Origin of the sequence: Rhizobium sullae (assembly GCF_900169785.1) — a bacterium.
GTDB classification, from domain to species: Bacteria; Pseudomonadota; Alphaproteobacteria; order Rhizobiales; family Rhizobiaceae; genus Rhizobium; species Rhizobium sullae.
Window position 1 is genome coordinate 1 of the sequence record NZ_FWER01000004.1, and the last position, 13,940, is coordinate 13,940.

11 protein-coding genes and 1 tRNA gene are annotated in these 13,940 nt (G+C 60.8%); 5 read left to right on the forward strand and 7 right to left on the reverse strand.

The window, feature by feature from the left end; translation table 11 throughout:
* Window positions 1-161 precede the first annotated feature (161 nt).
* The 4 genes from BN1800_RS04665 to BN1800_RS04680 form a co-directional block, all read right to left on the reverse strand.
* Window positions 162-238: transfer RNA gene (locus BN1800_RS04665), tRNA-Met, on the reverse strand.
* Window positions 239-369: 131 nt separating this feature from the next.
* Entirely contained in the window at window positions 370-1,569 is a 1,200-nt protein-coding gene (gene mnmA / locus BN1800_RS04670; RefSeq protein WP_086994995.1) for a tRNA 2-thiouridine(34) synthase MnmA, read from the reverse strand.
* Between the two features lie 165 nt (window positions 1,570-1,734).
* Window positions 1,735-2,835 (reverse strand): mechanosensitive ion channel family protein, encoded by a 1,101-nt coding sequence (locus BN1800_RS04675; RefSeq protein ID WP_051336437.1) that lies wholly within the window; start codon window positions 2,833-2,835, stop codon window positions 1,735-1,737.
* An 86-nt stretch (window positions 2,836-2,921) separates the two neighbouring features.
* Window positions 2,922-4,979: a putative bifunctional diguanylate cyclase/phosphodiesterase gene (locus BN1800_RS04680; RefSeq protein ID WP_086994998.1), complete on the reverse strand. Its 2,058-nt coding sequence runs from the start codon at window positions 4,977-4,979 to the stop codon at window positions 2,922-2,924.
* Between the two features lie 272 nt (window positions 4,980-5,251).
* Between BN1800_RS04680 and BN1800_RS04685 the strand changes: the two genes are divergently transcribed.
* From BN1800_RS04685 to BN1800_RS04695, 3 genes are read left to right on the forward strand one after another with little or no spacing between them, the layout of a single operon-like run.
* On the forward strand, window positions 5,252-5,458 hold the full coding sequence (locus BN1800_RS04685) for a hypothetical protein (protein ID WP_027508139.1): 207 nt from the start codon (window positions 5,252-5,254) through the stop codon (window positions 5,456-5,458).
* Between the two features lie 27 nt (window positions 5,459-5,485).
* On the forward strand, window positions 5,486-6,817 hold the full coding sequence (locus tag BN1800_RS04690; RefSeq protein WP_244564437.1) for an erythromycin esterase family protein: 1,332 nt from the start codon (window positions 5,486-5,488) through the stop codon (window positions 6,815-6,817).
* Between the two features lie 2 nt (window positions 6,818-6,819).
* Complete coding sequence (locus BN1800_RS04695; protein WP_086995002.1) at window positions 6,820-7,491, forward strand: phosphoribosyltransferase; 672 nt, start codon at window positions 6,820-6,822, stop codon at window positions 7,489-7,491.
* Between the two features lie 45 nt (window positions 7,492-7,536).
* On the opposite strand, the gene BN1800_RS04700 is transcribed toward BN1800_RS04695, so the two are convergent.
* A complete protein-coding gene (locus BN1800_RS04700) occupies window positions 7,537-7,959 on the reverse strand; it encodes a MerR family transcriptional regulator (RefSeq protein ID WP_086995004.1) in 423 nt (140 codons plus the stop codon).
* A 70-nt stretch (window positions 7,960-8,029) separates the two neighbouring features.
* Here BN1800_RS04700 and BN1800_RS04705 point away from each other — a divergent pair, with 70 nt between their 5' ends.
* Window positions 8,030-10,219, forward strand: a complete 2,190-nt coding sequence (locus BN1800_RS04705; RefSeq protein WP_086995597.1) for a heavy metal translocating P-type ATPase — start codon at window positions 8,030-8,032, stop codon at window positions 10,217-10,219.
* Window positions 10,220-10,343: 124 nt separating this feature from the next.
* The gene (locus BN1800_RS04710) at window positions 10,344-10,844 is read left to right on the forward strand and encodes a YidB family protein (protein ID WP_037140880.1); all 501 of its coding nucleotides are present in this window, start codon (window positions 10,344-10,346) and stop codon (window positions 10,842-10,844) included.
* 85 nt (window positions 10,845-10,929) lie between these two features.
* Here the strand turns inward: BN1800_RS04710 and serA are convergent, their stop codons facing one another.
* On the reverse strand, window positions 10,930-12,525 hold the full coding sequence (serA, locus tag BN1800_RS04715; protein ID WP_086995007.1) for a phosphoglycerate dehydrogenase: 1,596 nt from the start codon (window positions 12,523-12,525) through the stop codon (window positions 10,930-10,932).
* A gap of 84 nt (window positions 12,526-12,609) precedes the next feature.
* Complete coding sequence (locus BN1800_RS04720; RefSeq protein ID WP_086995010.1) at window positions 12,610-13,788, reverse strand: phosphoserine transaminase; 1,179 nt, start codon at window positions 13,786-13,788, stop codon at window positions 12,610-12,612.
* Window positions 13,789-13,940 lie beyond the last annotated feature (152 nt).

Here is a 13,940-nt window from a genome sequence, read left to right on the forward strand (position 1 = left end):
CGACGGTATTTGGCTCGTCAGCTTCATGCATTATGATCTGGGATATATCGACCTGGAGCAGAGGACCTTGCAAACCGTCGACAACCCGTTCGGCACGAGGTTGTCACCCATGTCTTAGGTACGATCTGTTACCGATGTCTCCGGGTCGGACAATGGACGTGTGGTAGCGGAGGAGGGATTTGAACCCCCGACACAAGGATTATGATTCCTCTGCTCTGACCTACTGAGCTACTCCGCCACTGGTCAACGATGCCGTTCGCAAAGCGACGGCTCGTGGGATGAGCGGCTTATAAGGTGCGGTCCGGCTTGGTGTCAAGCAGGTGACATCAAGAAAACGGCGGCTTTACAATATGCCGTTTTGCGTCGGGTTCAGGCGGCGACAGGGCGGGAAAGCAGGGCCTTCAACGAGGCCTCGGCCGCCGGCTCGCGCTCGGAACGCTCGACGAAGCCCCCGCCATAGACGCGGGCGTCGTCGCCCGGCGCCGAGTAGAGCGCGCAGGCCTGGCCGGGTGCCACGCCGGCCTCGCCGACGGTCAGGTCGACATAGATGCCATCTGCATCAGCACGCAGAACGGCGGGCGCAGGTGCCCTGGTGGAGCGAACCTTGGCGTAGCAGGCAAACCCCTCGCCAGCAGCGGCGTCCAAAAGCGGCTCGTCGCCAAGCCAGTTGACGTCACGAAGATAGACGCGATGCGTCTCGAGCGCCTCCTTCGGTCCGACTATGACGCGGCGCGAGCGCGCATCGAGAAAGACGACGTAGAGCGGTTCGCCCGTCGCAACGCCGATGCCGCGGCGCTGCCCGATCGTGTAGTGCAGGATGCCGTCATGGCTTCCGAGCACGCGGCCGTCGAGATGCACGATCTCGCCGGCAAGTGCCGAGTTCGGCTTCAGCTTGGTGATGATATCGGAATACTTGCCCTGCGGCACGAAGCAGATGTCCTGACTGTCCGCCTTCTTGGCAACGGCTAGACCCATCTCTTCGGCAAGCCTGCGCGTCTCGGCCTTCGGCAGCCCGCCGAGCGGGAAGCGCAGATAGTCGATCTGCTCCTGGGTGGTCGCGAACAGGAAATAGCTCTGGTCGCGATCGGCATCGGCCGGGCGGTAAAGCGCGCGGCGGCCAGGATTGCCGGATGCCGGATTCGGCCGCGAACGGATGTAATGGCCTGTCGCCAGCGCGTCGGCACCCAGTTCCTTGGCGGTCGCCAGAAGATCGGCGAACTTGACGGTCTGATTGCAGGACACGCAGGGAATCGGCGTTTCACCGGCGACATAGCTTTCCATGAAAGGATTGATGACCGTGTCGCGGAAGCGCTTCTCGTAGTCGAGCACGTAATGCGGAATGCCAAGCGTTTCGCAGACCCGGCGCGCATCGTCGATGTCCTGTCCGGCGCAGCAGGAGCCGGCACGGTGAACGGCCGCGCCGTGGTCGTAAAGCTGCAGCGTAATGCCGAGCACATCGTAGCCCTGTCGCTTCAGGATACCGGCGACGACGGAACTGTCGACGCCGCCCGACATGGCGACGACAACGCGCGTATCTTCCGGCTTCTTGTCAAAATCCAGTGTGTTCACGGGGGTGCTGCCAATTCAGTGCTTGTTTTGCTCCGCCGTTTGCCCTGCAAATGCGGCGGATTTCCTGCTCTTCCGGCGGGCTCGTCCGCCGGGCTTTCGTGGCCGTGGATATAGAAAGGATCGGGGTTTTGCGCAAGAGGCGGGGATTTGCAGGACCGCGCCGGACTATTCCGCTGCCGCCTTGCGCCCTCTCTCCTCCCGGCCCTCCAGCACCGCTCTGACCTGCGGCAAGGCTTGCGGATATTCGCGCTGGATGAAATCGATCAGCTTTTCGCGGATCTCGCAGCGCAGATCGAAGGTTCGCCCGGAATTCGAGGCGGAGGCGAGGATGCGGATTTCCATGACGCTCTCCCTGAAATCGGTGACGGCGACGTTGATCACTCTCCGGTCCCAGAGCTTGGAGCCGGCCAGTGTCTCCTCCACCTTGGCGCGGATCGCGGAGACCGGCACGCTGTAGTCGAGATAGATCATGACCGTGCCGATCAGCGATGCGCTTTCGCGCGTCCAGTTCTGGAAAGGGTTCTCGATGAAATAGCTGAGCGGCAGGACGAGACGGCGCCAGTCCCATATTTTCACGACGACGTAAGTCGAGGTGATCTCCTCGACATTGCCCCATTCGCCCTCGACCAGAAGCGCGTCGTCGATGCGGATTGGTTGTGTGATCGCAAGCTGGATGCCGGCGAAGAGATTTTTCAGGACCGGCTGCAATGCCAGGCCGACGACGATGCCGGCAGCACCGGCGGATGCGAGCAGGCTGACGCCATATTGCTTGACCGCGTCGAAGGTCATCATACAGGCCGCGATCGTCACGACGACGATGATCGTATCCGCGATCCGTTCGATGATCCGCGATTGTGTGACATGCTTGCGCGCGAGTAGATTGTCCTCGGCGTCCAGCTTGAAGCGCCGAAGATAGACCGTCATCCAGATATGCTTGGCGGTCTTCACCATCCACGCAACCAGGATGATGAAGACGATCAGCAGCACGTGACGCAGCGTCGAGGCCTGATATTCCGTGAGCGGCGAAACCGTGGCGGCAAAGCCGAGCGCCGCAGCCAGAATTGCCGGCCGGGCCATGCCCTCAAGCCGGGAAACCAGCGACCGCCAGAAGAGATCGCGTGAGGCGACGAGGCGTTTCAGGAGCCGGAAAGCCACGCGATGGAAAAAAAGCGCGAGCGCCACTACGACAGCAAAGATGAGAATGCTGGCCACCCAATCGGGCAGCCAGATGCCTTGGGCGCGAATATCATTCACAAGGTCGGACATGAAGCGGCACTTAGGGTGCTGTGCAATATGGAAAAGGGCAAAAATTCATACAGGGAGCAACGCAAGGCTGCGAAGGATGCACAATTTCAACCGTTGACGGCGATGCGCCGCTTTGAGGCCGTACCGTAGATCAATTCTTCGGCGCGCGCTGGTGGCATGGCCTTACCGAGCAGATAACCCTGGGCTTCTCCGAAGCCCTCCTGCTTCAGCCTCTTGAGCTGCTCTTTTGTTTCGACGCCTTCGGCAAGCGTTGTCGCATTGAAGCCAGAGCCGATGCCGACGACTGCGCGGATGATGGCGAGACTGCCGGCATCGTTCTCGATGCCGGCCACGAAGCTGCGATCAAGCTTGATCTTGTCGAAGGCAAAGGCGCGAAGATAGCTGAAGGAGGAATAGCCGGTGCCGAAATCATCGATCGCGATACGAATGCCGAGCTCTTTCAATGCGCGCAGCAATGGCAGGCTCAGCTCGACATCGGCGAGGAAGACGGATTCCGTGATCTCTACTTCCAGCCGCTCGGGCGGCAGGCCGCTGCTGTCAAGAGCGGCGACAACAGTCGACAGAAGGCTATTGTGGCGGAACTGGCTGACTGAGAGGTTGACCGCGATCCTCAGATGACCGGGCCACGAAGCAGCAGTACGGCAAGCTTCGCGCAGCACCCATTCGCCGATCGGAACGATCAGCCCCGTTTCCTCGGCGATCGGAATGAACTCCGTGGGCGCCACCAGGCCGCGCAGCGGATGGTGCCAGCGGATGAGCGCTTCGAAGCCTGCAAGACCGTCGTCTTCCAGTCTCACGATCGGCTGATAGTGCAATTCGAATTGATTTTTCTCCAGCGCATCGCGAAGCTCGATGCTCAACTGGTGCCACCGCTCTGCTTCGAGCCGCATCTCGGCTTCATAGAAGCGATAGGTCGACCGGCCGCTCGCCTTCGCGGCATAGAGCGCAAGATCGGCATGGCGCATCAGTACATCGGCGTCCTCGGCATGCTCCGGTGCCAGCGCAATCCCGATGCTGCAGGTGACATGCTCGTTGACGCCATCGAGATCGAAAGGCGCGGAAAGCAGCGCGAGAAGCTGTTCGGCAAATCGCTCGGCGCGGCCAACCTCCGCAAGCTTCAGGACAAGGGCGAATTCGTCACCGCCGAGGCGGGCGACGAGATCGTCCTCCTGCGCCAACGCGGAAAGGCGCTTCGCAACCTGGCACAGAAGGGTATCGCCAGCGGCGTGTCCCTTGCTATCGTTGATGTGCTTGAAATGGTCGACATCGAGATAAAGAAGCGCGATCGGAGAAGCCTCCGTCGCTGCGGCAGCATGCAATTCAATATGCTGGGCGAAGGCCGCCCGGTTCGGCAGGCCAGTCAGCGAATCGTTCATTGCCATGTGGGCAAGCTTCGCTTCGAAGGCCCGCTCTTCCGTCACGTCCTGTGAGATACCGAGCAGATAGCGCGGCGGACTGCCTTCGGGAGCCGGCAACGCCTTTTTCGCCGTCCGCAGGATACGCTTGACCCCATCAAGCCCATGGATTGTTTCTTCGAAGCTGATCGTTCCGCCGGCGTCGAAGGCACGGCTGTCCTGCTCGCGGAGGATCGCCGTTTGCGCCGCCGGAAAGATCATGCGGTCGGTGCTGCCGAGCACCTCGTCCGTCGCGCGGCCGACAATGACGCTGCAGGCCTCGTTGAAGAGGATATAGCGGCCGTCCTGCGCCATGTCCTTGACGAAAACACCGACCGGAAGATTGTCGACAATGCTGTCGAGTAGCGAGCGCGTGTCCGTCAGCTGGCGTTTGGCGGTGTTGACCTCCGTGCGGTCCTGCACGATCGCCAGGATGGCGCTCTTTCCGTCGAAGCGAACCTCGCGTCCGTAGGTCAGCACTTCGAAGGTCTCGCCATTGGCCTTGAGATGCGTCCAGCGCTCAGCCTTTTCGATGTCGGTGCGCGTTTCGACAGCCTTCAGCATGCGCGCCCGCTCGGCAGCTGGCCGGATATCGAGCACTGTCATGGCAGCAAAATCATCCGGCGCGAAACCGTAAAGGTCCAGCACAGCATCGTTGACGTTCAGGAAGTGCAACGTTTCCGGATCATAGACCCACATCGGTGACGGATGCGTCTTGAACAGGGAACGGAAATCGTCATTCGGGACCATGATCTCAGCGGACTTTTTCAAGGTTACGGCCGTGGGCAATGAATGCGTTCAAAGAAAATATCGAGCTGTTTATAGGGGAAAAAACTAAATAAAATCAGAATCATAGATCGCCTAAACTTTAGGCGGACGCGTGCTGATTAGGCAATCGGGAGCCATTTCATAGCCTCAGGAACAATCCGCCGAGCAGTTTGTTTTCTAGGGAGAACCCTGAGACTGCAACGCGGCAAAACCAGCCGCTTCGCAAATCGCCGCGAAGATGAAGGGAACTGATCATGACCTCGGCCAAGCATCCCAAGACGACCAAACCGAGCGACCGCGATCTGACCGACGATCCTGGCATCGGTCGCTCGCGCGGCATTTCCACGCCGCCGGACGATGAGACGTTGCGGGGAGAGAATACCGTCGAAGGAGACGTTGCGAACGATACAACACCGCAGGGCGGTATTGATCCCCGCCATCGCGGCCGTACGAACAAATAGAAGATCATATTTCGAAAGGAGGCTCACGTGACTCTCCTGGAGCTTAAACCGAATCAAGCGGACGGCGTCGCGCATGCCATCCGGCATGCATGCCAGCTCCTGCCTGATCCCACCAATATGATCGAATTCGGCGCTTTCTTCGATCCTTACGTCGACGGCTCGAAAGTCGTTCTCCTCGGCGAGGCAACGCATGGCACGGCGGAGTTCTACCGGGCGCGCGCGGCAATAACCCGTAACCTCATCGAAAATCACGGCTTCAACATCATCGCCGTCGAAGCCGATTGGCCCGATGCAGAGCGTATCGACCGCCATGTGCGCCATCGGAACGCGCGGATCTACGATGCCGAGTCCTTTATACGTTTTCCGGATTGGATGTGGCGCAATGCCGAATTCGAGCAGTTCGTCTCGTGGCTGCGCAGCTATAATGAGAGCCTTGAGCCGAACCGGCGCGTCGAATTCCGTGGCGTGGATATTTATTCGCTGAACAGCTCGATCAAGGCGGTGCTCGATTATCTCCAGCGCATCGACCCCGACGAGGCGATGGAAGCCCGCCGCCGTTACGCCTGCCTGACGCCCTGGCAGGAGCGGCCCGCGGCTTATGCCCGTGCCATCCTTTCCGGCGTTCAGGAAGAATGCGAACCGGCCGTCGTCGCCCAATTGCAGGAACTGCTCACCCGCGAGCTCGACTATGCCGCCGCTGACGGCGAGGACTTTCTCGATGCGGCTCAAAATGCGCGTATCGTCGCGACGGCCGAACACTACTACCGGGCGATGTACCGCAGCAGCAACGATTCCTGGAATCTGCGCGACAAGCACATGTTCGAAACGCTCCAGAGATTGATGGAACACCGGCCAGACGCAAGGGTCGTCGTGTGGGCCCACAACTCGCACATCGGCAACGCCGCTGCGACCGCCATGGGCTGGGATGGCCAGTTCAACATCGGGGAGCTTGCCCGGATTGCTTATGGCGACGAGGCCCTTCTCGTCGGCTTCGGGACGGACCGCGGTACGGTAGCCGCCGCCGATGATTGGGATCAACCGGCGAAGATCAAGATCGTCATCCCGTCGCGTCCGGACTCTTACGAGCGTGTTTTCCGGCAGACCGCGATACCGAGATCGCTGACCGATCTGCGGGGAACCCGGGATCGGGCAGTGCGCGAAATCTTGTCGGAACGGCGGCTGGAGCGCGCCATTGGCGTCGTTTACAGGCCGGACAGCGAATTCTACAGCCACTATTTCGAAGCAGTGCTTCCGGAGCAGTTCGACTGCTACCTTTGGTTTGAAGAAACAAAGGCCGTAAATCCGCTTGCCGCCGTGCGTCCGCAAGGCGTACCCGAAACCTATCCGTTCGGACTGTGATCATGCAGAACACCCCACGCTTTCGCAATCGCGCCGACGCGGGCAGAAAGCTCGCCGAAGCCATCGGCTCACGAAGCGATGACCCGGTTGTGCTCGGTCTACCGCGCGGCGGCGTTCCCGTCGCGTTCGAACTCGCGCGTTGCCTGCACGCACCCCTCGATATTCTGCTTGTCCGCAAGATCGGGGCGCCCGGCTATCCGGAATACGCCATCGGCGCCGTCGTCGACGGACAAAATCCGCAACGCGTGATGAACGAAGATGTCTTCGCCTTTTGCGGTGCGTCGCTCGATTATTTCGAAAAGGAGGCAACTCGCCAGCTCGAAGAGATAGAGAGGCGCCGGAAAATCTATCTCGGCGATCGCCCTCCGACTGACCTTGCGAACCGGAGCGTCATTCTCGTCGACGATGGTATCGCCACGGGCGCATCGGTGAAGGTCGCATTAAAGGCACTGCGACAAGCGGAGGCAGGCCATGTCACGCTTGCAGTTCCGGTCGCACCGTGGATGGTAATCGAGGACCTGAAAGCGGAAGTCGATGAAGTCTTCTGCCTGTCCGCACCTGAGGACCTGCAGGCAGTCAGCCTTCACTACGACCATTTCGACCAGACCAGCGATAGTGAAGTCACCGCGCTGCTTGCGGCGGCGGCCGAATACGGTGACGTCCCGAAAAGCTGAGACGGTTCACCGCTTTCGCTTTGCTTGTTTCCTTCGCATTCCAGTTCAATGGTGCGGGTGCATGCACTGGCCGTGATCGGCAAGGACTTCTATGACCCGGCACTGATCCACCCGGCCGTGGCCGCAGCCTTCAACCATGATCTCCAGCTCGGCTTTCAACGCCATCAGGCTGCGTATGCGCTGCTCGACCTCGATGAGCCTGGCTTTGGCGATCGCATCGGCCGAAGCGCAGGATTGATCGGGGTCGTCCTGGAGCGCCAGCAAGGTTCGGATGGAACCGACCTCGAAGCCGAGTTCGCGGGCATGGCGGATGAAGGCAAGCCGACGGATATCGGCAGGCTCATAGGAGCGCTGGTTGCCCTCGCTGCGGCTGGGTACCGCCAGCAGCCCGATGCTTTCGTAATAGCGGATCGTCGGAACCTTCACCCCGCTCTGGCGAGCCGCATCGCCGATCGTGATCTTTTTCATGATTTTCCTCTTGCACCTCTAGTCGCTAGAGCATGTAGGAAGAATGCTGCTGAAGAACAAGGAATCCGAAATGGCTGAAGCGGCTCGGGCAAAATACAAAGTTGGCGGAATGGACTGCGCATCCTGCGCGGCAAAGATCAACACGGCAGTCCGCCGTGTTGCCGGTGTCGAGGACGTCTCCGTCTCCGTGACCTCCGGCACGATGACCATCAGCCACGACGGGACCAGTGATCTGACGGCGATCGAAAAAAAGGTAACCGGCCTCGGCTACTCAGTGGTGCCGATGACAGGGAAAGCGCCGGATCACGACCACGCAGCGCAAGACCATACCAGCCCTACACATGTGCATCCTGAAAAGGAAGCCACAGAACCTCATAGCCGTGACCATGGACCAATGGGCGGCTTCTGGTGGCAAAGCAGGAAAGGACGGCTGACGATCGCATCCGGTGCGGCTCTTGCCGCGGCTTATGCTGTGGGGCATCTGCTTCCGGCGATCGCCTCCTACGCCTTTATTGCAGCCGTGCTGATCGGTCTTGTGCCGATCGCCCGCCGCGCGATTACGGCTGCACTGTCCGGAACGCCGTTTTCGATCGAGATGCTGATGACGATCGCCGCAATCGGCGCCATCGTCATCGACGCCGGAGAGGAGGCCGCGGCCGTCGTTTTCCTGTTTCTGGTCGGCGAACTGCTGGAAGGCGTGGCCGCCGGAAAGGCGCGGGCGAGCATTCAATCGCTGACGACGCTCGTGCCAAAAAATGCCTTGCTGGAGCAAAACGGCGAGACGCGCGAAGTACTGGCGGAGACCCTCGCCGTTGGTTCCGTGATCCTCGTGCGCCCGGGTGACCGGATTTCCGCCGACGGCGTCATCATCTCGGGCGAAAGCGCAATCGACGAGGCGCCGGTGACAGGCGAAAGCGTTCCGGTGCGTAAAGGTACCGATGACACGGTCTTTGCCGGAACGGTGAACCGCGATGCGGCGCTCCGTGTCAAGGTAACCGCCGCAAGCGCCGACAACACGATCGCCCGCGTCATCAAACTCGTCGAAGAAGCGCAGGAATCGAAAGCGCCGACCGAACGTTTCATCGACCGCTTCTCGCGCTACTACACGCCGGGCGTCGTCGCGGCTGCGGCATTGGTCGCGATCATCCCGCCGCTCCTTGCCGATGGCACCTGGGACGAATGGATCTATAAGGGACTGGCGATCCTGCTGATCGGCTGCCCCTGTGCTCTGGTGATCTCGACGCCCGCTGCAATCGCCGCTTCGCTATCGGCAGGCGCCCGGCATGGATTGCTGATGAAGGGTGGCGCGGTTCTGGAAACACTCGGCAAGATTACCGCCGTCGCGCTCGACAAGACCGGTACGCTGACCGAAGGCAAGCCGAAGGTGACCGACATCGTGCCCTTCGAATTGACGGCGGCCCAGGTGCTTTCGCGCACCGCCGTCCTGGAAAGAAACTCCAGCCATCCTCTCGCATTGGCAATCCTCGATCGGGCAAAGAGCGACAAGGTACCCGTACCGCCTGCATTCGAGGTGGAGGCCATTCCCGGCAAGGGCATGACCGGACGCGTCGGCGGCGAAAGGCTTGACCTTCTCTCTCCGTCTGCCGCCCGCGCGACGGGCGCGCTGACGGCGGAACACGAGGAATGCATCGCTGCATTGAACGAACAGGGCAAAAGCGTGTCAGTTCTCCTCGTCGACGGAAAAGCAGCTGGTCTCATCGCCATGCGCGACGAGCCGCGCCGAGACGCAAAGGTTGGTCTCAAGATGCTGACCGATGCCGGCGTCCGGATCGTCATGCTGACCGGCGACAACGAGCGCACGGCAAAGGCGATCGGCGAACAGCTTGATATCGATGTCCGAGCCGAGCTCATGCCCGGAGACAAGCAGCGTATCGTCGGCGAGCTGAAGCGCGAAGGCTTCGTCGTCGCCAAGGTCGGCGACGGCATCAATGACGCCCCTGCCCTGGCGGCCGCAGACGTCGGCATCGCTATGGGCGGCGGAACGGACGTGGCGCTGGAGGCCGCCGATGCGGCGGTCCTGCATGGACGCGTCGGCGACGTGGCGGCGATGATCGAGCTTTCCAAGCGGACAATGCGCAACATCTTCGAAAACATTGCCATCGCGCTCGGCCTGAAGGCGGTCTTCCTCGTCACGACCGTCATCGGCCTCACAGGCCTCTGGCCCGCGATCCTCGCCGACACGGGCGCCACTGTGCTGGTGACTATGAATGCGCTGCGTTTGCTGCGGCCCGTACGATAGCGCAGCCAACCACAGCTTGTGATGAATTTTCGATGACACGGGAACCATATCGCGGTCCGCGCATTCCCGAGTCCGGCTGCATTTGTCGAATGCAGGTCTGGGCAAATCTCAACGGGAGGACATCATGGACCGCAGAAATCTTACGGCATTGCTCGGCATCCTTGCCGTCGTCGGCTACCAGAACCGCGACAAGATTGCCGCAACGCTCCGGGAGATGACACAGGACGGCGCACAACCGCAGCCAGTTGGCACGGAAACTGCCGGAACATCTTCGCAGTCTTCTGGCGAAGGCTTGGGCGGACTCCTCGGCGGCCTTGGTGACCTCGTCAAGGGCGGCTCCGCCGGCGGTGTCCTGAGCGGCGGCCTTGGCGGCTTGCTCGATCAGTTCACCAAGAATGGCTATGGCGATACGGCGGATTCATGGGTATCGCCCGGCGCGAACAGGCCGATCGACGACCGCCAGCTCTCGCAGGCGCTCGGCCCGGACGTGATCGGGGAACTCACCTCGAAGACGGGCTTGAGCGAGGACGAGATTCTGAGACGCCTTTCGAAAGACCTACCAAAGGCCGTCGACGACCTGACACCACAAGGTCAGATTCCGAACAGCGCCAACTTTTCGATCTGATTGCTGTCCGATTCCAGCCATTTAAAAACTTTGCCCGGCGCAGTCCCCTGCGCCGGGCTTCGGTATTCTTTCTTGGGAGGAAATTTCAGTCGACCGGAAAGACCAGATGCTTCGCCTGGCGGATTGCCGGGTGAGCTGTCAGTTTCGCGAGAACGTCGTCGCCGATCGGGCCGTCGACGTAAAGGAGCGCGATCGCATCACCACCCTGCTTGTCGCGGCCGAGCTGGAAGTTGGCGATGTTGACGCCTGCTTCCCCGAGCGTCGTGCCGATGAAGCCGATCATCCCGGGAACGTCGGTGTTTGCAATGTAGACCATATGACTGCCGACATCGGCGTCGAGATTGATGCCCTTGATCTGGATGAAGCGCGGCTTGCCGTCCGAGAACACGGTGCCGGCGATCGCGCGCGTCATGCTCTCTGTAGTCACCGTGAGCTTGATGTAGCCGTCGAAGACACCGGTCTTGTCGCGCTTGACCTCGGAGAGCACGATGCCCTTTTCCTTGATCATGATCGGTGCCGAAACCATGTTGACGTCGGCAACCTGCGTGCGGATCAGACCGGCCAGCAGCGCGCTCGTCAACGCCCGGGTATTCATGTTCGCCGTGGCGCCGTCGTAGAGGATCTCGATTTCCTTGATCGGTTCATCGGTAACCTGGCCGACGAAAGCGCCGAGAACGTCGGCGAGCTTGATGAACGGCTTCAGGATCGGTGCCTCTTCAGCCGTAATCGACGGCATGTTGATAGCGTTGGAAACCGCTCCCTTGATCAGATAGTCCGCCATCTGCTCGGCAACCTGCAGGGCGACGTTTTCCTGCGCTTCGGTGGTCGATGCGCCGAGATGCGGCGTGCAGACGACGTTCGGCAGGCCGAAGAGCGGGCTTTCCTTGGCAGGCTCGACTTCGAAGACGTCGAAGGCCGCACCCGCGACATGGCCGGCCTTGATCGCTTCGGCAAGTGCTGCCTCGTCGACGAGGCCGCCGCGGGCGCAGTTGATGATGCGCACGCCGGGTTTGGTCTTGGCGAGGTTTTCAGCACCAAGGATACCGCGCGTCTTGTCGGTCATCGGCACGTGCAGCGTGATGAAATCCGCCTTGGCGAGCAGTTCGTCCAGCTCGACCTTGACAACGCCCATCTCCTCGGCGCGCTCCTTGGAGAGAAACGGGTCATAGGCGAGGACGTGCATCTTCAGACCGATGGCGCGGGCACAGACAATCGAGCCGATATTGCCGGCGCCGACGACGCCTAGCGTCTTGCCGGTGATTTCGACACCCATGAATTTCGACTTCTCCCACTTGCCGGCCTGCGTCGAGGCATCGGCCTGTGGCAGCTGGCGGGCAACGGCAAACATCAGGGCAATCGCGTGCTCGGCGGTCGTGATCGAGTTGCCGAAGGGGGTATTCATGACAATGATGCCGCGACGCGAGGCAGCTGGGATGTCGACGTTGTCGACCCCGATGCCGGCACGACCTATGACCTTGAGGTTGGTCGCGGCAGCGATCAGCTTTTCCGTCGCCTTGGTGGCCGAGCGGATGGCAAGGCCATCATAGTTGCCGATGATTTCGGCGAGCTTGTCCTTATCCTTGCCGAGCTGCGGCTGGAAATCGACTTCGACGCCGCGGTCGCGGAAAATCTGGACGGCGGTTTCCGACAATTCGTCGGATACGAGAACGCGAGGTGCCATTGGGGGCTTCCTTCAAAAGTGTTCAGCGATGGTAAAATGGGAATGCGAGGCTCCGCTCAGTAAGCGGAGCCGGATGCAATCACGTCAGGCAGCAACCTGTGAAAGCGTCACCTTCTGCGTCTCGAAGGCCCAGGAAAGCCAAGGCATCAGCTTCTGCATGTCAGCGGTCTCGATCGTGGCGCCCGCCCAGATACGCAGACCGGACGGCGCGTCGCGATAATGGCCGATGTCATAAGCGACACCTTCCTTCTCGAGCAGCGAAACGATGCCCTTGGCGAAATTCGCCTGGCCGTCGGCATCGAGTGCCGCAACTTCCTTGTCGACGATCTTCAGGCAGACCGACGTGTTCGACGCCGTCTCCGGCTTCGCAGCCAGGTTGGCGATCCAATCGTTGGCCGCAACGAAATCGGCGATGACCTTGGCATTCGCGTCGGCTCTCGCCATCAGCGCCCTGAGGCCGCCGATCTGCTTTGCCCAGAGCAGCGCGTCGAGATAGTCCTCGACGCAGAGCATGGACGGCGTGTTGATGGTTTCGCCTTGGAAAATGCCTTCGGAGAGTTTGCCGCCCGAGGTCATGCGGAAGATTTTCGGCAGCGGCCAGGCCGGCGTATAGGTCACTAGGCGTTCGACAGCACGCGGGGAAAGGATGATGACGCCATGTGCGCCCTCGCCGCCCAGAACTTTCTGCCAGGAGAAAGTGACGACATCGAGCTTGGCGAAATCGAGGTTCTGCGCGAAAGCGGCAGACGTCGCATCGCAGATCGTCAAGCCCTTGCGGTCGGCCGGGATGAAATCACCGTTGGGAACTCGGACGCCAGAAGTCGTACCGTTCCAGGTGAAGACCACGTCGCGGTCGAAATCGACGGTGGAGAGATCTGGAAGCTCGCCGTAACCGGCTTCGAGCCTTCGAACATCCTTGAGTTTCAATTGCTTGACGACATCGGTGACCCAACCTGCGCCGAAGCTTTCCCAGGCGAGCATATCGACGCCGCGCTCACCGAGCAGCGACCAGAGCGCCATTTCGACGGCGCCGGTGTCGGAAGCCGGGACGATGCCGATGCGATAGTCCGCCGGCACTTCCAGGATTTCGCGGGTAAGATCGATGGCCTGCTTCAGCTTTGTCTTGCCGACTTTCGCGCGGTGCGAACGGCCGAGAGCCGCGTCGGAAAGAGCATCGAGCGTCCAACCGGGGCGCTTCGAGCAGGGGCCAGAAGAGAAATGAGTATTTTGCGGACGTACGTCCGGCTTCGCGGTCTTCGCCATGTGCTATCCTTCCAGATAGATAGCTCCTCGTTGGGGAGGAGTGTCCCGCCGCCGTGGATATAGATGACGTTCGTTATAGTCAACGGGGAAGTGTCGCAGGCTGAGGATTTTTTGACGCAGGCGCGATGGGGCAAAATGAAAAAGCCGCCCCA